Source organism: Streptomyces sp. NPDC058240, from assembly GCF_042882135.1.
Taxonomy (GTDB): Bacteria; Actinomycetota; Actinomycetes; order Streptomycetales; family Streptomycetaceae; genus Streptomyces.
This window is the reverse complement of record NZ_JBHVWT010000001.1, coordinates 1,111,336-1,131,995: the sequence shown is the minus strand read 5'-3', so window position 1 is coordinate 1,131,995 and position 20,660 is coordinate 1,111,336. Positions and strand designations below refer to the sequence as shown.

12 protein-coding genes are annotated in these 20,660 nt (G+C 71.0%); 6 read left to right on the top strand and 6 right to left on the bottom strand.

The window, feature by feature from the left end; genetic code table 11:
• The first annotated feature begins 14 nt into the window (after window positions 1-14).
• Window positions 15-2,834: a preprotein translocase subunit SecA gene (secA, locus tag ACFVX4_RS05070; protein WP_389971999.1), complete on the top strand. Its 2,820-nt coding sequence runs from the start codon at window positions 15-17 to the stop codon at window positions 2,832-2,834.
• Between the two features lie 888 nt (window positions 2,835-3,722).
• On the opposite strand, the gene ACFVX4_RS05065 is transcribed toward secA, so the two are convergent.
• Window positions 3,723-4,151 (bottom strand): Rv3235 family protein, encoded by a 429-nt coding sequence (locus ACFVX4_RS05065; RefSeq protein ID WP_389971997.1) that lies wholly within the window; start codon window positions 4,149-4,151, stop codon window positions 3,723-3,725.
• A 292-nt stretch (window positions 4,152-4,443) separates the two neighbouring features.
• On the opposite strand from ACFVX4_RS05065, the gene ACFVX4_RS05060 reads away from it, so the two are divergent.
• Window positions 4,444-4,950, top strand: coding sequence for a DUF6912 family protein (locus ACFVX4_RS05060; RefSeq protein ID WP_389971995.1), 507 nt, complete (start codon window positions 4,444-4,446; stop codon window positions 4,948-4,950).
• A 79-nt stretch (window positions 4,951-5,029) separates the two neighbouring features.
• A complete protein-coding gene (locus tag ACFVX4_RS05055) occupies window positions 5,030-5,701 on the top strand; it encodes an HAD family hydrolase (protein ID WP_389971993.1) in 672 nt (223 codons plus the stop codon).
• A 124-nt stretch (window positions 5,702-5,825) separates the two neighbouring features.
• Here ACFVX4_RS05055 and ACFVX4_RS05050 read toward each other — a convergent pair whose 3' ends face one another.
• Window positions 5,826-6,395, bottom strand: a complete 570-nt coding sequence (locus ACFVX4_RS05050; RefSeq protein WP_266418515.1) for a DJ-1/PfpI family protein — start codon at window positions 6,393-6,395, stop codon at window positions 5,826-5,828.
• Window positions 6,396-6,784: 389 nt separating this feature from the next.
• Between ACFVX4_RS05050 and ACFVX4_RS05045 the strand changes: the two genes are divergently transcribed.
• On the top strand, window positions 6,785-11,830 hold the full coding sequence (locus tag ACFVX4_RS05045) for an NAD-glutamate dehydrogenase (protein ID WP_389971990.1): 5,046 nt from the start codon (window positions 6,785-6,787) through the stop codon (window positions 11,828-11,830).
• Window positions 11,831-11,935: 105 nt separating this feature from the next.
• Here the strand turns inward: ACFVX4_RS05045 and ACFVX4_RS05040 are convergent, their stop codons facing one another.
• From ACFVX4_RS05040 to ACFVX4_RS05030, 3 genes are all read right to left on the bottom strand, one after another.
• Complete coding sequence (locus tag ACFVX4_RS05040) at window positions 11,936-12,196, bottom strand: hypothetical protein (protein WP_389971988.1); 261 nt, start codon at window positions 12,194-12,196, stop codon at window positions 11,936-11,938.
• Window positions 12,197-12,393: 197 nt separating this feature from the next.
• Window positions 12,394-13,173 carry an ABC transporter ATP-binding protein gene (locus ACFVX4_RS05035; protein ID WP_389972118.1) on the bottom strand — a complete coding sequence of 260 codons (780 nt, stop codon included), beginning with the start codon at window positions 13,171-13,173 and terminating at the stop codon, window positions 12,394-12,396.
• A 4-nt stretch (window positions 13,174-13,177) separates the two neighbouring features.
• Window positions 13,178-14,119, bottom strand: a complete 942-nt coding sequence (locus ACFVX4_RS05030; protein WP_266418525.1) for an ABC transporter permease — start codon at window positions 14,117-14,119, stop codon at window positions 13,178-13,180.
• 128 nt (window positions 14,120-14,247) lie between these two features.
• Between ACFVX4_RS05030 and ACFVX4_RS05025 the strand changes: the two genes are divergently transcribed.
• Window positions 14,248-14,856 (top strand): TetR/AcrR family transcriptional regulator, encoded by a 609-nt coding sequence (locus ACFVX4_RS05025; protein ID WP_389971986.1) that lies wholly within the window; start codon window positions 14,248-14,250, stop codon window positions 14,854-14,856.
• A gap of 10 nt (window positions 14,857-14,866) precedes the next feature.
• Here the strand turns inward: ACFVX4_RS05025 and ACFVX4_RS05020 are convergent, their stop codons facing one another.
• The gene (locus ACFVX4_RS05020) at window positions 14,867-18,391 is read right to left on the bottom strand and encodes a CDP-glycerol glycerophosphotransferase family protein (protein ID WP_389971984.1); all 3,525 of its coding nucleotides are present in this window, start codon (window positions 18,389-18,391) and stop codon (window positions 14,867-14,869) included.
• Between the two features lie 100 nt (window positions 18,392-18,491).
• Here ACFVX4_RS05020 and ACFVX4_RS05015 point away from each other — a divergent pair, with 100 nt between their 5' ends.
• Window positions 18,492-20,630, top strand: coding sequence for a CDP-glycerol glycerophosphotransferase family protein (locus ACFVX4_RS05015; RefSeq protein WP_389971982.1), 2,139 nt, complete (start codon window positions 18,492-18,494; stop codon window positions 20,628-20,630).
• The last annotated feature ends 30 nt before the right edge of the window (window positions 20,631-20,660 follow it).

Below are 20,660 nucleotides of genomic sequence, written 5' to 3'. Positions count from 1 at the left end.
GGAGACCAGCCTCAGTGTCCGTCTTCAACAAGCTCATGCGTGCAGGCGAAGGCAAGATCCTGCGCAAACTGCACCGCATCGCGGACCAGGTCAGCTCCATCGAAGAGGACTTCGTCAACCTCTCCGACGCCGAGCTGCGGGCGCTCACCGACGAGTACAAGGAACGGTACGCGGACGGCGAGAGCCTGGACGACCTGCTCCCCGAGGCATTCGCGACCGTCCGTGAGGCCGCCAAGCGGGTCCTCGGACAGCGCCACTACGACGTTCAGATGATGGGCGGCGCAGCGCTCCACCTCGGCTATGTGGCCGAGATGAAGACCGGCGAGGGCAAGACCCTCGTCGGCACCCTGCCGACGTATCTCAACGCGCTCTCCGGCAAGGGCGTGCACCTGATCACGGTCAACGACTATCTGGCCGAGCGCGACTCCGAACTGATGGGCCGCGTTCACAAGTTCCTCGGCCTCACCGTCGGCTGCATCATCGCCAACATGACGCCGGCCCAGCGCCGTGAGCAGTACGCCTGCGACATCACGTACGGCACGAACAACGAGTTTGGCTTCGACTACCTCCGCGACAACATGGCGTGGTCCGCCGACGAACTCGTCCAGCGCGGCCACAACTTCGCCGTGGTCGACGAGGTCGACTCGATCCTCGTCGACGAGGCCCGTACGCCGCTGATCATCTCCGGCCCCGCCGACCAGGCCACCAAGTGGTACGGCGACTTCGCCAAGCTGGTCACGCGGCTGACCAAGGGCGAGGCGGGCAACCCGCTCAAGGGCATCGAGGAGACCGGCGACTACGAGGTCGACGAGAAGAAGCGGACCGTCGCCATCCACGAGCCCGGTGTCTCGAAGGTCGAGGACTGGCTCGGTATCGAGAACCTCTACGAGTCGGTGAACACCCCGCTCGTCGGGTACCTCAACAACGCCATCAAGGCCAAGGAACTCTTCAAGAAGGACAAGGACTACGTCGTCATCGACGGCGAAGTCATGATCGTCGACGAGCACACCGGCCGTATCCTCGCCGGTCGCCGCTACAACGAGGGCATGCACCAGGCGATCGAGGCGAAGGAAGGGGTGGACATCAAGGACGAGAACCAGACGCTCGCCACGATCACCCTGCAGAACTTCTTCCGCCTCTACAGCAAGCTCTCCGGCATGACCGGTACGGCGATGACCGAGGCCGCCGAGTTCCACCAGATCTACAAGCTCGGTGTGGTGCCGATCCCGACCAACCGGCCGATGGTCCGTGCCGACCAGTCGGACCTGATCTACCGCACCGAGGTCGCGAAGTTCGCCGCGGTCGTCGACGACATCGCCGAGAAGCACGAGAAGGGGCAGCCGATCCTCGTCGGCACCACCTCGGTCGAGAAGTCCGAGTACCTCTCGCAGCAGCTCTCCAAGCGCGGTGTCCAGCACGAGGTCCTCAACGCCAAGCAGCACGACCGTGAGGCGACGATCGTCGCCCAGGCCGGCCGCAAGGGCGCGGTCACGGTCGCGACGAACATGGCCGGACGAGGCACCGACATCAAGCTCGGCGGCAACCCCGACGACCTCGCCGAGGCGGAGCTGCGCCAGCGCGGCCTCGACCCCGTCGAGCACGTCGAGGAGTGGGCGGCCGCGCTGCCCGCCGCGCTGGAGAAGGCCGAGCAGGCCGTGAAGGCGGAGTTCGAAGAGGTCAAGGAGCTCGGCGGGCTGTACGTGCTCGGCACCGAGCGGCACGAGTCGCGGCGTATCGACAACCAGCTGCGCGGTCGTTCCGGCCGTCAGGGCGACCCGGGCGAGTCCCGCTTCTACCTGTCGCTCGGCGACGACCTGATGCGTCTGTTCAAGGCGCAGATGGTCGAGCGCGTCATGTCGATGGCCAATGTGCCGGACGATGTGCCGATCGAGAACAAGATGGTGACGCGGGCGATCGCGTCGGCCCAGTCGCAGGTCGAGCAGCAGAACTTCGAGACGCGGAAGAACGTCCTGAAGTACGACGAGGTGCTCAACCGGCAGCGTGAGGTCATCTACGGCGAGCGTCGCCGGGTCCTGGAGGGCGAGGATCTGCAGGACCAGATCCGCCACTTCATGGACGACACGATCGACGACTACATCCGCCAGGAGACCGCCGAGGGCTTCGCGGAGGAGTGGGACCTGGACCGGCTGTGGGGCGCGTTCAAGCAGCTCTACCCGGTGAAGGTCACCGTCGACGAGCTGGAGGAGGCGGCCGGCGACCGGGCCGGGATCACGGCCGAGTTCATCGGCGAGTCCATCAAGGACGACATCCACGAGCAGTACGACGAGCGCGAGAAGCAGCTCGGCTCGGACATCATGCGTGAGCTGGAGCGGCGTGTGGTGCTGTCCGTCCTGGACCGCAAGTGGCGCGAGCACCTCTACGAGATGGACTACCTCCAGGAGGGCATCGGCCTCCGTGCCATGGCGCAGAAGGACCCGCTGGTCGAGTACCAGCGCGAGGGCTTCGACATGTTCAACGCCATGATGGAGGGCATCAAGGAGGAGTCCGTCGGCTACCTGTTCAACCTGGAGGTTCAGGTTGAGCAGCAGGTCGAGGAGGTGCCGGTGCAGGACGAGGCCGAGCGGACCTCGCTGGCCAAGGAGGACGTCGTGCCGGCGGCGCGTCCGGAGATCCGGGCCAAGGGGCTCGAAGCCCCGCAGCGTCCGGACCGGCTGCACTTCTCCGCTCCCACGGTGGACGGGGAGGGTGGGGTCGTCGAGGGCGACTTCTCCAACGGTGACGGTACGGCCGGGTCCGAGTCCGACGGGCTGACCAGGGCGGAGCGGCGCAAGGCCCAGAAGAATGGTGGGGGCGGGCGGCGCCGTAAGAAGTAGCCGGTGCGGGAGGCGCGGGTGCCGGTGACGTCGGTGGACGTCGTTGCGGTGGTCGGGCTGTAGTTGGGTTGTAGCCGGGGTCGGGCGCGTGGTTTGGGCGTCCGGCCCCGGCGTTTTGGGTTTTGGGCCTGTGGGGGCGCGGGGGCCGTGGGGCGCGTGCGGGTGGGGTGCTTGGGAGTTGGGGTGGTGGGGTTTCTTGGCGTGGGTGGGTGGGTGGGCCGCTGCGCGGGGCCTGCCCCTCTCCGCCCCTTCCCGAAACCGGGGCGCTGCCCCGGACCCCGCCCCTCAAACGCCGGAGGGGCTGGGGGTGTACGCGGGGCTCTGCCCCCGGACCGCTGCTCCTCGATCGCCTGAGGGGCTGAGAGGGGCGGCGAGGGGCGGTGGGCCAGAAAGGGTCGGGGACGGGGATGGGGAAGCGGGGAGGGGCTGAGACGGGGCCGGAGGGGCTGGGAGGGGGCTAGAGAGGACGGAGGCTGCTGGGTGGGAGTCGGGGAGGGCTGAGGCGGGCCGGAGAGCTGAGAGGGGCCTGGAGAGGCCGAGAGGGCGAGACGGGGGCAGGAGGGGGAGAGCCGGTGTGGCTGGGTAGGGGGAGTGGAAAGAGGGCTGGGGAGAGGAATGTGGCTCGGGGGTCCCGTTGGCTTCGTTGCTTGAGCGCCATCGGGCTGGAAGAGGCTGGAACGGGGTCCGGGGGCGGGTCCGCTCTTGACGAGCTCGCCGCAGCTTCGGTTCCGTTTCGTGCTGCCCCCGATCCTGCCCCGGCCCTGCCCCGGCCTGTTCCGTAAGTTCTGCGTTCCGCAAGTTCTGCCTGCGCCGCGGCGTCCGGCACGCACGCTCGCATGCCGGACCGCATGCCGGACGCCGCGGCACTCCGTTTCCCGGGCGGGCGCGCTAGCGGGTTGGGGCTGTTTGTAGGTGTTCGTCGCCGAGTTCCACCGCTGAGCAGCGCCAGCGGAGGTCGGTGCCCTGTTCCAGGCGGAAGGCCATTGCCCGTACCTGTTCGCCCGCCGCGATGCTTGCGCAGGCCTCCACCACCCCGGGAGCCGGTTGGGTGCCGTGGCACATGCGGATGACGGGGCGGGCGCCGCGGGCCCTGAGGGGGGTGCGCGGGGCCAGTTCGGCCAGCTGGTCGTAGGCCTCGCCGATGGTGTGTCCGAGCATCCAGTGCACCGGGCGCTGGCCGCTGAGGACCGCCAGGAGGCGCTCGGCGAACCAGTGGTGCGGGCGGACGCGCCGGGGAGTCCGGGCGCGCTGCGGTGGTACGGCTTCGGGCCTGTGCTGGTCGCGTCGTCCAGTGGGCCGGGTCCTGTTCGTGCTCATCGATCATCGCCCCCGTGCTTCAGAGGCCCGGCCGAATACCGGGCGGTAACTTCTGCTGGGGACCTTCTACGGCGACGGTCGCGGCGGCCGCAAGCGGCGGCGGGGTGCCGGGAGCGATCGGGAGGAATCACCTATCCGGGTGATGCGCCCGCTGCCGGGCGGGGCGTGAGACGGGCGCAGGGAGGGTGAGGGTCGGTTGCCGGGTGGACGGCGGGGTATCGGTGCACGTGACCCCAAAGGGGGACGTCGCACGTATCCTGAGGGCGTTTCCGACTACGAAAGCGACCCGGCCATGCGCGTGTACGTCCCCCTGACCCTGTCCGGTCTCGCAGCGGCGCACCGGGCGGGCGAAATCGGCCCCGGCCCGCTCACCGCGTACGCGGTGACCCCCGCGCTGCGTGAGTGGTACGTCTCGGACGACATCGAGGAACTGGAGTACGCGGCGCTCAACCGGGCCGCCTCCGCCTCGCTGCGCATGATCGCGCAGAACCCCGACGCGGTGCGCAGGCGCGTCGTCGTGGCCGTCGAGGTGCCGGACGGCGCGGCCGTCGCCGACCCGGACCACAGCTTCGACCCGTCCTCGCTCGGCGAGGTGCGGATCGCTTCCCCCGTGGCGCTCGCCAAGGCCGCCGCGGTGCATGTCGACGCGGACGACGCGGAGAAGGACGTCACGGCGGCGGCCGCGGCGCTGGGGGCGGCGGACCTCGGTGACGACGACGCGCGGTTCACCGTGGATGGTGCCGAGGACCACGAGCTGCTGTGGTTCGGCATCCAGGAAATTCCGAACCTGATCGGCTGAAGGGGAGAGGCCGGAGCGGACCGGGAGCGGACGGGGCCGGCTTCGAACGGGTGTCGGAGGCGGCGGGTACTTTCTATGCATGGGGACGCATGGGAAGCACCGCACTCATCTGGTCTGGGACTGGAACGGCACACTGCTCGACGACAACGACGCGGTCGTCGGCGCGACGAACGCCGCGTTCGGCGAGGTCGGCCTGAAGCCGATCACGCTTGAGCAGTACCGCGAGATGTACTGCATCCCGATCCCCCGCTTCTACGAACGGCTGATGGGCAGGCTGCCCACGGAGGCCGAGTGGGAGCGGATGGACGGGATCTTCCACCGGTACTACACCGAGCAGCGGGCCGCCTGCGGGCTCACCGAAGGTGCCGAGGAGCTTCTCACGCAGTGGCAGCTGGCCGGGCGCAGCCAGTCGCTCCTGAGCATGTACGGGCACGACCAGCTGGTCCCCGTGGTGCGGGGGTACGGCATCGAGCGGCGCTTCGTGCGGGTCGACGGGCGTACCGGGCCTTCCGGCGGCAGCAAGGCCCGGCACATGGAGCGGCACATCGCCGCCCTGGACGGGATATCCGCCGAGCACACGGTGGTCATCGGCGATGCGGTGGACGACGCCGTGGCCGCGGCCCATGTCGGTGCGAAGGCCGTGCTCTACACCGGCGGATCGCACAGCAGGGCCAGTCTGGAGGCGGCCGGGGTGCCGGTGGTGGACAGCCTGGCCGAGGCCGCGCAGCTCGCCGAGCAGATGGCCGGATAGCAGCGATCCGGTGGCAGCGATCCGATAGTGGTGATCCGAGGTGGCGATCCGATAGCGGTGATCGGGTGGCAGCCATCGAACCGGGGGTGGAGGGTGAAGAGGGCGAGCGAGGCGGCCGGACGGGTCAGGTGGTGACCGGGGCCTTTGTGCGGAGGATCTTCAGGAATTCGCGCATCCACGCCGAGTGGTCCGGCCACGCCCGGGACGAGACCAGAGTGCCGTCGACCACCGCCTCGTGGTCCTCGAAGGTGGCGCCCGCCGTCTGCATGTCGAGCTCCAGCGCGGGGTAGGCGGTGACATGCCGGCCGGCCAGCGCGCCGACCGCGGCCGTCATCAGCGGGCCGTGGCAGATCTGGGCCACCGGCCGGTCCGAGTCGAAGAAGGCCTTGAGGATCTTGCGCAGCTCGGCGTCGTTGCGCAGGTACTCGGGCGCCCGGCCTCCCGGGACGACCAGCGCCACGTAGTCCCCGGCGTCGACCTCGGAGAAGGCCAGGTCGGCGGGCCAGGTGTAGCCGGGCTTCTCGGTGTACGTGTCGAAGCCGGGCTCGAAGTCGTGGACCACGAAGCGGAGCGTCTTGCGGGCGGGGGCCGCGATGTGGACGTCGTAACCCTCCTCGCGCAGCCGCTGGTACGGATAGAGGACTTCCAGGGACTCGGCGGCGTCGCCGGTGACGATCAGGATCTTCGGTGCCATGGCGGGGCTCCCACGGTTCGTCGGCCTGTTCCGACTACCAGAGTGCGGCAACACGGACCCGCGCGCTGTCCAGAGTGTCAAAGTTCGGGTCCATCTTTTTACACAAACGGCTCGTGACGGTCACGGGGTGGGGCGATATAGCCTGGACCCCGTGATCAGCGCGATACGCCTCGGGGGCAGCGAAGCCCCCGGCCTGCGCCCGGAGTGCCACAGCACCCGGGCCGTCGCTGATTCCCACAGCCCGGTCCGACTGCCAAAAATGGCCAATATGGTCCCGGGCGTCTCTCATAGCGGCATAGCGTCGACTCAGACCGGAAACCCCGTGTCGTGGCGGTACGTCGTCTTTTTCACCTACGTCTCGCAACGGCGCGTGACAGGAGCCAGAGGACATGCAGACCAAGCTGGACGAAGCCAAGGCCGAGCTGCTCGCACGGGCCGCCAAGGTAGCTGACAACAGCCCGGGCGGTGGTGTCGGTGGCCCGGGAGGTACCTCCCGGGTGCGTGTTGCGGCCGCCGGGGCCGAGCAGGAGCGTCCCGGACAGGACGTGCTCCTCTCCTACCTCCAGCGCTACTACCTGCACACCGCTCCGGAGGACATCGCGGGCCGCGACCCCGTGGACGTCTTCGGTGCCGCCTCCTCCCACTACCGCCTCGCCGAGACGCGCCCGCAGGGCACGGCGAACGTCCGGGTGCACACCCCGACCGTCGAGGAGAACGGCTGGACGTGCAGCCACACGGTCGTCGAGGTCGTCACCGACGACATGCCGTTCCTGGTCGACTCCGTCACCAATGAGCTCTCCCGGCAGGGGCGCGGCATCCACGTCGTGATCCACCCGCAGGTCGTCGTACGCCGCGACGTCACCGGCGAGCTCATCGAGGTCCTCTCCGAGGGCAACGGCATCGCGGCGGGCTTGCAGGGCCGCAAGGGCGGCGCGGGCGCCAGGGACGCGAAGAACGAACTGCCGCACGACGCGCTCGTCGAGTCCTGGATCCACGTCGAGATCGACCGCGAGACCGACCGCGCCGACCTTCAGCAGATCGCCGCCGACCTGCTGCGCGTGCTGTCCGACGTACGGGAGACCGTCGAGGACTGGGACAAGATGCGTGACGCCGCGCTGCGCATCGCCGACGACCTGCCCGGTGAGCCGCTCGACGACCTCGCCGACGAAGAGGTGAACGAGGCCAGGGAGCTGCTGCGCTGGCTCGCCGCCGATCACTTCACCTTCCTCGGCTACCGCGAGTACGAGCTGAAGGACACCGACTCGCTGGCCGCCGTCCCCGGCACCGGCCTCGGCATCCTGCGCTCCGACCCGCACCACAGCGTCGACGAGACGCACCCCGTCAGCCCGTCCTTCGACCGGCTGCCCGCCGACGCACGGGCCAAGGCCCGTGAGCGCAAGCTCCTCGTCCTCACCAAGGCCAACAGCCGGTCGACCGTCCACCGCCCCAGCTACCTCGACTACGTCGGCGTGAAGAAGTTCGACGCGGACGGCAACGTCATCGGTGAGCGCCGTTTCCTCGGACTGTTCTCCTCCGCCGCCTACACCGAGTCCGTGCGCCGGGTGCCGGTCATCCGCCGCAAGGTCGCCGAGGTGCTGGAGGGCGCGGGCTTCTCGCCCAACAGCCACGACGGCCGCGACCTGGTGCAGATCCTGGAGACGTACCCGCGCGACGAGCTCTTCCAGACGCCCGTCGACCAGCTGCGCTCCGTCGTCACCTCCGTGCTGTACCTCCAGGAGCGCCGCCGGCTGCGGCTCTACCTGCGCCAGGACGAGTACGGGCGCTACTACTCCGCGATCGTCTACCTGCCGCGCGACCGCTACACCACCGGTGTGCGACTCCGCCTGATCGACATCCTCAAGGAGGAACTGGGCGGCACCAGCGTCGACTTCACCGCCTGGAACACCGAGTCGATCCTCTCCCGGCTGCACTTCGTCGTCCGCGTCGCGCCCGGCACCGAGCTGCCCGACCTCACCGACGCCGAGGCCGACCGCATCGAGGCCCGGCTCGTCGAGGCCGCCCGCTCCTGGGCCGACGGCTTCCAGGAGGCGCTGGGCGCCGAGTGCGGCGAGGAGCGCGCCGCCGAGCTGCTGCGCCAGTACGGCCACTCGTTCCCCGAGGGCTACAAGGCCGACCACACGCCGCGCTCCGCCGTGGCCGACCTGGTCCATCTCGAAGCGCTCAAGCAGGACGAGACCGACTTCGCCCTCAGCCTGTACGAGCCGGTCGGCGCCGCCCCCGGCGAGCGCCGCTTCAAGATCTACCGGACCGGTGAGCAGGTCTCCCTCTCCGCCGTGCTCCCGGCCCTCCAGCGGCTCGGCGTCGAGGTCGTCGACGAGCGTCCGTACGAGCTGCGCTGCGCGGACCGTACGCACGCCTGGATCTACGACTTCGGGCTCCGGATGCCGCAGACCAACGGCAACGGCAACTATCTCGCCGACGACGCCCGCGACCGCTTCCAGGACGCCTTCGCCGCCGTGTGGACCGGTGAGGCCGAGAACGACGGCTTCAACTCGCTGGTGCTGGGCGCCGGTCTGAGCTGGCGCCAGGCGATGGTGCTGCGCGCGTACGCGAAGTACCTGCGCCAGGCCGGGTCGACGTTCAGCCAGGACTACATGGAGAGCACGCTCCGCAACAACGTCCACACCACCCGGCTGCTGGTCTCGCTCTTCGAGGCCCGGATGTCCCCGGAGCGGCAGAACGCCGGCACCGAGCTGACCGACGGCCTCCTCGAAGAGCTGGACGGGGCCCTGGACCAGGTCGCCTCGCTCGACGAGGACCGCATCCTGCGGTCCTTCCTCACCGTCATCAAGGCCACCCTGCGCACCAACTTCTTCCAGAGCGCAAGCGAGGGAAGCGACAAGAGGGGGCAGCGGGCGAACAGCGGCAAGCCGCATTCGTACGTCTCGATGAAGTTCGACCCGCAGTCCATCCCGGATCTGCCGGCGCCCCGCCCGGCCTTCGAGATCTGGGTCTACTCGCCGCGCGTCGAGGGCGTGCACCTGCGCTTCGGCAAGGTCGCCCGAGGCGGTCTGCGCTGGTCGGACCGGCGCGAGGACTTCCGTACGGAGATCCTCGGCCTGGTCAAGGCGCAGATGGTGAAGAACACCGTCATCGTGCCGGTCGGCGCCAAGGGCGGATTCGTCGCCAAGCAGCTCCCGGACCCGGCCGTCGACCGTGACGCCTGGATGGCCGAGGGCATCGCCTCGTACCGCACCTTCATCTCGGCGCTGCTCGACATCACCGACAACATGGTGGCCGGCGAGGTCGTGCCGCCCAAGGACGTCGTCCGGCACGACGAGGACGACACCTACCTGGTCGTCGCCGCCGACAAGGGCACCGCGAGCTTCTCCGACATCGCCAACGAGGTCGCTGTCTCGTACGGCTTCTGGCTCGGCGACGCCTTCGCCTCCGGCGGCTCCGCGGGCTACGACCACAAGGGCATGGGCATCACCGCCCGCGGCGCCTGGGAGTCCGTCAAGCGGCACTTCCGCGAGCTGGGCCACGACACCCAGACCGAGGACTTCACCGTCGTCGGCGTCGGTGACATGTCCGGTGACGTGTTCGGCAACGGCATGCTGCTCTCCGAGCACATCCGGCTCGTCGCGGCCTTCGACCACCGGCACATCTTCATCGACCCGACCCCGGACGCCGCCACCTCGTACGCCGAGCGGCGCCGCCTGTTCGACCTGCCGCGCAGCTCCTGGGCCGACTACAACAAGGGCCTGCTCTCCGCAGGCGGCGGCATCCATTCGCGCAGCGCCAAGTCCATCCCGATCAACGCGCACGTCCGCGAGGCGCTCGGCATCGAGCCGGGTGTCACCAAGATGACGCCCGCCGAGCTGATGCAGACCATCCTCAAGGCCCCCGTGGACCTGCTGTGGAACGGCGGCATCGGTACGTACATCAAGTCCTCCGCCGAGTCGAACGCGGACGTCGGCGACAAGGCCAACGACGCGATCCGCGTCAACGGCGAGGACCTGCGGGCCAAGGTCGTCGGCGAGGGCGGCAACCTCGGCGCCACCCAGCTCGGCCGGATCGAGTTCGCCCGGGGCGGCGGCCGGATCAACACCGACGCGATCGACAACAGCGCCGGTGTGGACACCTCCGACCACGAGGTGAACATCAAGATCCTGCTCAACGGCCTGGTCCGGGACGGCGACATGACCGTCAAGCAGCGCAACAAGCTGCTCGCCGAGATGACCGACGAGATCGGCCGTCTCGTCCTGCGCAACAACTACGCGCAGAACGTCGCACTCGCCAACGCCACGTCCCAGTCTTCCTCGCTGCTCCACGCCCACCAGCGCTTCATGCGCCGGCTGGGCCGTGACGGGGACCTCGACCGCGGGCTGGAGTTCCTGCCCAACGACCGCCAGATCCGTGAGCTGCTCAACGGCGGCAAGGGGCTCAGCCAGCCCGAGCTGGCCGTGCTGCTCGCGTACACGAAGATCACCGCGGCCCGGGAGCTGATCCGGACCAGCCTGCCGGACGACGAGCACCTGCAGAAGCTGCTGCACGCCTACTTCCCGCAGCAACTGCGCGAGCAGTTCCCCGAGGCGGTCGACGGACACGCGCTGCGGCGCGAGATCATCACCACGGTCCTGGTCAACGACACCGTGAACAGCGGTGGTTCGACCTTCCTGCACCGGCTGCGGGAAGAGACCGGTGCCTCGATCGAGGAGATCGTGCGGGCGCAGTTCGCGGCCCGCGAGATCTTCGGCCTCGGCCAGGTGTGGGACGCCGTCGAGGCGCTCGACAACCAGGTCGCCGCCGATGTGCAGACCCGGATCCGGCTGCACTCGCGCCGGCTCGTCGAGCGCGGTTCGCGCTGGCTGCTCGGCAACCGGCCGCAGCCGCTGGAGATCGCCGGGACGATCGACTTCTTCAAGGCGGGCGTCGACCAGGTCTGGGCCGAGCTGCCCAAGATGCTGATGGGCGCCGACCTGGAGTGGTACCAGTCGATCCTGGACGAGCTCACCGAGGCGGGCGTCCCGGGCGAGCTCGCCCAGCGGGTCGCCGGATTCTCCTCCGCCTTCCCGGCGCTGGACATCGTGGCGATCGCGGAGCGCACGGGCAAGGACCCGCTCTCCGTCGCCGAGGTGTACTACGACCTCGCGGACCGGCTGGGCATCACCCAGCTGATGGACCGGATCATCGAGCTGCCGCGGGCCGACCGCTGGCAGTCCATGGCCCGCGCCTCCATCCGCGAGGACCTGTACGCCGCGCACGCCGCACTCACCGCGGATGTGCTGTCGGCGGGCAACGGGACCTCGGCGCCGCAGGAGCGGTTCGAGGCGTGGGAGGAGAAGAACGCGGCGATCCTGACGCGGTCCCGCTCCACCCTTGAGGAGATCCGGGGGTCGGACGCCTTCGACCTGGCGAATCTGTCGGTCGCGATGCGGACGATGCGCACGCTGCTCCGTACGCACGCCTAGCCGGTCGGGAGGGGAGGCGGTCGCCGGGTCTTCCGGTGGCCGCCTCCCCTTCCTGTTGCCGCAAGATGCGCGGCCCCGTTGCCGCAAGGTGCGCGGCCCCCGGCGTCAGTACATGCGGGTTTCGCCCGCCGCGTCCGGCGGGGGCGGTTGGCGGCGCTGCCATTCCTGGGCCAGTTCGGTCGGGAAGCGGCGGCCGCTGCGGGCCAGGACCACGCCCTCGACCAGTTCGATTTCGTCCCCGCCGTGGTACTGCCGCTCGGCCGCGCCGAGCTTCTTCCACGGGCCCGGACCCGATGTCCCGGCCGTCGGGCGCCACCGGGTGCCGTAGGTGCTGTGGTCGCGTACGTGGACGATGCCGCCGGTCACCCGCAGCTCGACATGGGCGCGGCTGAGGCCGGCGGTGCGGCGCTCCGGCGGATCACCTTCAGAGCCACGGGCCAGCCGCCCCGGGTGTGCGAGAGATAGACGGTGCCCATCCCGCCCTCGCCCACCCGGGCCCGCAGGGCGTAGCCGGAGATCTCCCGCTTCTTGCCGGAGGTGAACTTCTCGTACGCCGCCGCGCCCTACTTCTTGCCGGAGGTGAACTTCTCGTACGCCGCCACGACCTCGTCCGCCGGACCGTCCATCCGCAGTGTTCCCGCCTCCAGCCAGATCGCCCGGTCGCAGGTCTCGGTGATCGACTTGTTGCTGTGGCTGACCAGGAAGACCGTGCCGGCCTCCTTGCGCAGCTCGATGATCCGTTCCTTGCTGCGCCGCTGGAACCTGGCGTCGCCGGTGGACAGCGCCTCGTCGATCAGGAGGACGTCGTGGCTCTTGGCGGCCGCGATCGAGAAGCGCAGCCGGGCGCCCATGCCGGAGGAGTACGTGCGCATCGGCAGGGTGATGAAGTCGCCCTTCTCGTTGATGCCGGAGAAGTCGACGATCCCCTCGTAGCGCTCGCGGATCTGGGCGCGCGTCATGCCCATCGCGAGGCCGCCGAGCACCACGTTGCGCTCGCCGGTCAGATCGCTCATCAGCGCGGCGTTCACCCCGAGCAGCGAGGGCTGGCCCTGGGTGTGCACCCGGCCCTTCGTGGCGGGCAGCAGACCGGCGATGGCCTTGAGCAGGGTCGACTTCCCCGAGCCGTTGGAGCCGATCAGGCCGATGGCCTCGCCCTTGTACGCCGCGAAGCTCACCCCCTTCACGGCGTGCACCTCGCGCACCCCGGGGGCCTGCCGGCGCGAGACGAGCCGGCTCAGCGCCGAGGTGGCGCTGCCCTTTCCGGTGCGGGCGCCGTTGACCTTGTACGTGATGTGGACATCGTCCACGACGACGGTCGGTACCCGCTCGTTGTTGTCAGCCATGTCGTCAGCCACGTCCGTACCGCTCCTCCGCCTGCCAGAAGTACACGAATCCGCCGACCCCGCACACCAGCGCCCAGCCCGCGGCGATCGCCCACACATGCGGCGGGAGGTGGGACGCGCCGAAGCTGTCGATGAGCGCGAACCGCATCAGATCGATGAAGACGGCGGCCGGATTGCACTCCAGCATCACCATCACGTAGTGCGGAACCCGGTCGCCCTTGAGCATCGTGTCCACGCTCCACATGACCCCGGACGCGTACATCCAGGTGCGCAGGATGAACGGCATCAGCTGGGCGATGTCCGGCGTCCGGGCGGCCAGCCGCGCCACCACCATGGAGACACCGGTGTTGAACACGGCCTGCAGGAGCAGCGCCGGGACGGCCAGCAGCCAGGACGGCTTGGGGAACTGCCCGAACCCCACCAGGATCAGCACCAGCGCGCCCAGCGAGAACAGCAGCTGCTGGAGCTGTTGCAGGGCCAGGGCGATCGGCAGCGAGGCGCGCGGGAAGTGCAGCGCCCGGACGAGCCCCAGATTGCCGCTGATCGCACGGGTGCCCGCGGTGATCGAGCTGCTGGTGAAGGTCCAGATGAAGACGCCGGTGACGAGGAACGGCACGAAGTCCTCGACGTTGCGCTTGGTGTTCATCAGGACGCCGAAGATGAAGTAGTAGACCGTCGCGTTCAGCAGCGGCGTCATGATCTGCCAGATCTGGCCGAGCTTCGCCTGGCTGTACTGGGCGGTCAGCTTGGCGGTGGCGAACGCCGTGATGAAGTGCCGGCGTCCCCACAGCTGCCGGATGTACGCCACCAGCGAGGGCCGGGCCCCGCTCATCGTCAGTCCGTGCCGGGCGGCGAGCGCGGCGAGCTCGCCCGGTGCGTACACCGGGAAGGGCGCACCGGCAGGGGTGTCGGCCGGGGCCGCTGGGGTTGCTGTCTGGCTCACCACGATCGCTTTCGACGGGAGGGCAGGAATGCGAAGACCGACGGAACGGGACCGTATCGTCGCAACGCCGAGGGTAGGACGCATTCACGTCGCAACGCAACCGTTTCGTCGTTACGGACTATGATTCGGCCATGACCACCGACCCGGGAACCCGCCGCCGTGTCCCCGCCGGAGCCGCCGTGCTGCGCGAGGACGTCACCGATGCGATTCGCGGCGCCGTCTTCGAGGAGCTGGCCGCGGTGGGCTTCGCCCGGATGTCGATGGAGGGGATCGCGCGGCGTGCGGGCGTCGGCAAGACCGCCGTGTACCGCCGCTGGAAGTCCAAGCTGGCCCTGGTCCTCGACCTGGTGTCCGCCGTCGCGGTCCAGGGCATGCCGGCTCCGGCCACCGGTTCGCTGTACGGGGACGTCCGGGCCGTGCTCGAACTCGCCTCCTACGCCCTGCGCCACCCCGTCGCCTCGCAGGTCATCCCGGACCTCTTGGTCGAGGCGGCCCGCAATCCGGAGATCTCCGACACGATCAAGGCCGCCCTGCTGGACCCGCAGCAGGGCATCGCCGCCGTGGTCGTACGGGACGCCGTGGCCCGCGGCGAGCTGCCCGAGGGCAGCGACCCGGACCGGGCGCTGGACCTGATCGTCGGCCCGCTCTACTGGCGGCTCGCCGTCGTCCGCGCCCCGCTGCCCAAGGGCTACCTCGACGACCTGGCGACCTCCGCGGTCGCCGCCCTCGAAGCGGCCTGAGGGACAGCCTTCAGCCTTCGGCCAGCAGCCGGTCCGCGACCCGGGCGGCCGCCCCGCCGTCGTCCAGGTCGCAGAAGTCCCGGCGGAAGCTCTCGTACGCCGCCGCGTGCCGGGCCGACGAGGCGTCCAGGGTGCCCGTGTCCCGCAGGTACACCGCGATCTCGTCCGCGTCGGCGAGCAGCGGGCCCGGCGCCCGGGTCTCGAAGTCCAGGCAGAAACCGCGCACCGTGTCGCGGTAGTGCTCCAGGTCGTAGGTGTGGAAGAGCATCGGGCGGCCCGTGTGCGCGAAGTCGAACATCAGGCCCGCGTAGTCCGTGACCAGCACATCGGCGATCAGCAGCAGCTCCGCGGTGTCCGGGTGCGCCGACACGTCGCGTACGCCCGGCCGCTGCGGCACGCTCCCGGTCACCCGGGGATGGCGGCGCACCAGCACCGTGTGGACGTCACCGATGGACCGCGCCAGTGCGGCCGGGTCCAGCGCGGGGTCCCAGCGGTAGCGGGGCCGCTCGTCGGTGCCGCAGGGATGGGCCAGCTGGTCGCGGTAGGTCGGCGCGTACAGCACGACCCGGCGGCCGTCCGGGATGCCGAGCCTGTGCCGTACCCGCTCCGCGGTCTTGGCGCGGTCGGCCGAGAAGAGCAGATCGTTGGCGGGGGAGCCCGCCTCCAGGACCTCGCCCCGGTACCCGAGCGCGCGCCGCAGCAGCGGGGTGGAGTGGCTGCTGGGGGAGACCAGGACGGACCACTGGGCCGAGCGGTGCGCCAGCGTGGCGAGCTGCTGGTGGTCGGCGTACAGGGTGCCGTCCAGGTCCGTGCCGAAGCGGCCGAGCGGGGTGCCGTGCCAGGTCTGCACGACGGTCTGGCCGGGGCGGCGCTCGAACCACTCGGGCAGCTGCTCGGCGGTGACGATGCGGCGGGACCGCGCCAGCGCCTCGTGCCAGGCGGCGCTGTGCTCGACGACCGGGACGGCGGTGGGCGGGACGTGTCCGTGGACTCCGTCGGTGACCCAGAGATGCTCCGACTCCACCCCCCGGCACAGGAGTTCGGCGTGGACGGCGCGCGGCGAGTCGCCGCCCGTGTAGAGGACCGCGTCCCGCAGCGGCATCGCGCGCCGGGCCGGATAGTACCTGGCGCGCAGTTCGGCCCGGCGGTACGCGCCGCGTTCGGCGAGTGCGAGCACCGGTCCGGCCAGTACGGTCAGCCGGTCGCCGGACCGGCGGTCCAGGGCGAACTCCCGGCCGGGCACGGGGGCCGCGGCGACCGGGACGCTCCGGCGAAGCGGCAGCCGGGCGGCGAGCGAGGTCAGCACCCGGACCGGCCGGCCGCCCAGATAGGCCTCCCAGCGGCCCTCGTGCAGCCCGGCCGCCACCGAGGGCGCCAGGAACGCGGAGAAGCGGCACCCCCCGCCGCCCCCTTCGCGTGCCTCGCCGCGCGCTCCCCCCGCGCGCCGCTCGTCGTGGGTGACGGGCACCGACACCGTCTCGCGCAGCGCCTCGTGCCGCAGGACGAGGCGGTCCGGGCCCTTGTCCTGCCGTACGCCCGTACCGGCGCCGGTCACCCCCTCCACCCGCAGCGCACCGTCCGGCGTCCACACGGCCCCGTCCACGAACGGCTGCCCGCTCAGGTCCAGCACCAGCTCGCCCGCCGCATCGGCCACGACCGGCGGAGCCGACTCCCCGGCCGCCGCGAGCGGTACCCGGGATCCGTCGGCCATGACCAGCCGCGCCCGCCATCGCCCGCCGGGCTCCGGCTCGACCTCGCGCGGCGCCCGGTGCGGCGCCGGTGGCGCGGCCGCCATCCCGGCGAGATCGGCGAGCGGGATCCGTACCGTGAAGCGGCCGTCCGGCCGGCACTCGACGGGATGGCCGAACTCCTGGTCCACCACCCCTTCGCAGGTCAGCACCAGGGCCTTCGGCCGGGCACCCCCGTACAGCCTGCCGGTCAGCTCCAGGTCCTCGCCGAAGCGATGGGTCTCGCAACGGGCGGGCAGCTGCACCAGGGTCAGCCGGAGCCGCCCGCCCCGGTAGTCGAGCACCGCCCGCCGTCCGTCGCCCAGGTCGTGGACGAGCGGCTGGACGGCCCCCGCCTCCACGGCGCGCACCGCCACCCGGCGGACCGTGCCCTGGGCGGCCACCATCATGCCCACCAGCCAGCCGCCGGGCCGCAGTCGGCGCGGGTCGAGGGTCATCTCGAAGCCGGAATGGTCGTAACCGTGCACCTGCTGGCCGGAGTCGACGGTCGCCTCGGGCGCGGGCACGCCGCGTACCGGCACCGTCCGCAGCTGCTGTCCGCCGGCCGCCCGCACCATGCCCACCTTCAGCGAGTGGCGCGGCGTCGCGGCCGGCAGATTGCGGATGTACGCGTAACCGCGCAGCCGCAGCTTCCCGTCGTCGCTCCACCGCGCCTCCAGCAGCCGTGCCACGGCCGGGAGATCGGCACGGGCCAGGCGGGTGGTGTCCGGGATGCCGGGGAAACCGGCCTGCCGCCGCCCCGGCACGCCGCCGACCATGAACGTCCCGGCGCCGTTGGCCCGTTCGAAGGCGAGCACCTCCAGCAGCTCCGGAAGCCGGCGTTCCTTCACCAGCCGCCACTTGATCCGCAGCTCCGCCGGCAGCTCGTGGGCCACGGCCCGGTCCGCGCGGCCCGCCCCGTCCATCCGCTCCATCCGGTCCAGGAACGCCCCGGCGTCCGCCATGAACGCCTCCCGGTACCCGGGCCCGCCCAGGGCGAGCCCCTCCAGGAAGTACACGAAGTCGTCGCGCAGGCACGAGAGGTCGTAGCGGCGCCGCGCACCGCCGTTCGCCACTCCGCCCCGGCCCGCCAGGAACGCGCTGACCTGCTCGCACGCCGCGATCCGGTCCCGTACGCCGGTCACGTCCGTACGACGCCGGGTGATCGAACCCTCCCGCACCCGCCAGTAGTAGACGTGCTCGTGCAGCACGTCCACCGAGCCGGCGAGGTAGTGCGCCGGGATCATCACCGGGGTGTCCTCGTAGAGCTTCCCCTCCGGGAAGGTGAAGGCGTGCCGGTCCCAGAAGGAGCGCCGGAACACCTTGTTCCAGGCGACCCGGTCGGCGAGCAGCCGCGGATCGCGGCTGATGTGGGTGCGCGCCCGGGTGCCGGTCAGCCACCGGTACTGCCAGGCCTGCTGGCGACCCTGCTCGTTCAGCCGCCACACATTGCCGGTCGCGAGGTCGGAGCCGGTCGACTCCAGCGAGGCCAGCATCCGCGCGTAGGCGTCGTGGACGACGATGTCGTCGCTGTCGACGAACGCCAGGTACGGCACGTCCGGCCTGGTGTGCCGCACCCCCGTGTTGCGGGCCGCGCTCAGCCCCCCGTTGGGGCGGCGCACGAAGCGGAAGCGGCGGTCGCGGGCGGCGAAGTCCTCGGCGATGGCCGTACTGCCGTCCGTCGAGCCGTCGTCCACGAGGACCACCTCGATGTCGGTGACCGACTGCCCGGCCACCGAGCGCAGGCAGTCCTCCAGATAGTCCTCGACGTTGTGGACCGGGACGACGACACTGAGGCGCGGCTTCATGCCCGGTCAACCGGGGCGGACGCCCCGGGTCACCGGGACTGCCCCGAACGGGTGAACACCGGTTCGGCGCACGGTGACGGCGCGATTACCCTCGGCTGCCATGCTTCTCAGTGTCGTCGTGCCCGTCCACCGGGTTCAGGGCTACCTCCGGGCGACCGTCGAGTCCGTGCTCGACCAGGTTCCCGGTGAGCCGGAGCTGCTCGTCGTGGACGACGGGTCCCGGGACGGCAGCGCGCGGATCGCGGCCGAGTTCGCGCGGCGCGACCCCCGGGTCAAGGTGATCACCCTTCCCGAGCACCTCGGCGCGGGCCCGGCCCGCAACGCCGGAGCGGCCGCGGCGCGCGGACGGTATCTGCTCTTCCTCGACGGCGACGACCTGCTGCGACCGGGCACGCTGGCGGCGATCTCCGGCCGGCTGACCACGAGCGATCCGGACGTCCTCCTGCTCGGACACGACCGCGTCGACTGGTGGGGCGAGGTCTCGGCCCCGCAGCCTGCGGGGTCCGGCCCCGCGGCCGACGGCCTCTCCACCGCCGTCCCGCGGCTCTTCCGCCGCGCCTTCTGGAGCCGGCAGGGGCTCCGCTTCACCGACGGCCCCTACGCGGACGTGCTCCCCGTCCACCGGGCCACCCTCCTCGCCGCCGACGCCGGCACGCTCGACACCCTCGACCGGGTCTGCGTCCGCCACCGGGTCCGCCGCTCCGGCACCCCCGCCACCACGCCGGGCCGCCACCACTTCGCGATCCTGGACGCGTACCGGCGGCTGCTCGCCGAGACCGGCGACGACCCCCGGATCCGGGCGGCGCGCACCCGCCATCTGCTCGCCGTCCTCGACGACCCCGGCCGGATCGCCCCCGGCGACCGCGCCGCCTTCCACCGCGCCGCCGAACTCCCCGGCAGCTACACCGCCCATCGCGTCCGGGAGGCCGCCGGGACCGGCCGCACCCGCACCCGGGCCGCCCTGGTCCGCGGCAGGAGAACGCTCCGGGCCGGCCTCACCCGCGCCGTCTACCGCACCGACCTGCTGCGCCCGCTGGACCCGAACCTCGCGGTGTACGGCGCCTACTGGAACCGCGGGGTCGCCTGCAACCCGGCCGCGATCCACGCCAAGGCCCTCGAACTCGCCCCGCACGTCCAGGGCGTCTGGGCCGTCTCCTCCCGGCACCGCGACCGCCTGCCGTCCGGCACCCCGTACGTCATCGAGGGGTCCCTCGCCTACTGGCGGGTCATGGCCACCGCCACGTACCTGATCAACAACTCCAGCTTCCCCGGCGGCTTCACCAAGCGCCCCGGCCAGTGCTACCTCCAGACCCACCACGGCACCCCGCTGAAGACCATGGGCCTGGACCAGCGCGGCTACCCGGCCCTCACCAACGGCATCAGCTTCGAGAAGATCGTCGCCCATGCCGACCAATGGGACTTCTCCCTCTCCGCCAACCCCCACACCACCGAGATCTGGGACCGGGTCTACCCCTCCGGGTACGAGCATCTGAACCTCGGCTACCCGCGCAACGACATCTTCTTCACCGCCACCCCCGAGCGGACCGCCGCGATCCGGCGGGAACTCTCCCTCGACCCCGACCGGACCGTGCTTCTGTACGCGCCCACCCACCGCGACTACCGCAAGGGCTTCGTCCCCCAGCTCCACCTGGAACGCCTGGCCCGCGAACTCGGCCCGCAGTACGTGGTGCTGGTCCGCGCGCACTACTTCTACGGCGGCTCGGCCCGGCCGGCCGGAGCCCGGGTGGTGGACGTGACGGAACATCCCTCCGTCGAGGAACTCTGCCTGGTCTCCGACGCGTTGATCACCGACTACTCGTCGCTGATGTTCGACTACGCCTGCCTGGACCGTCCGATCATCAGCCACGCCCCGGACTGGGCCGCCTACCGGGCCTCGCGCGGCACCTACTTCGACCTGCTCTCGGGACGCCCCGGCGACACCCCGGGCGCCGTCGCCACCACCGAGGACGAGCTGCTGGAGCTGTTCAGGACCGGCGAGTGGCGCTCGGCGCGGACGGCCCGGCTGCGGGCGGCGTTCCGGGAGCGCTTCTGCCCGTACGACGACGGGCACGCGGCCGAGCGCGTGGTGCGCCGGCTGTTCCTGGGCGAGACGGAGATCCCGATCGGGACGGAGTTCTCGGGCGACGCGGAGCGGGGCCGGCCGGCAACCGGGGCGCAGTCGATGTCACCCGTTCGGGAGAGACCGCGACCGGTGACCCCCGGCCCGTCACGGGGTTGAGCCATACGGCCAACCAGGCCCCGATGAACG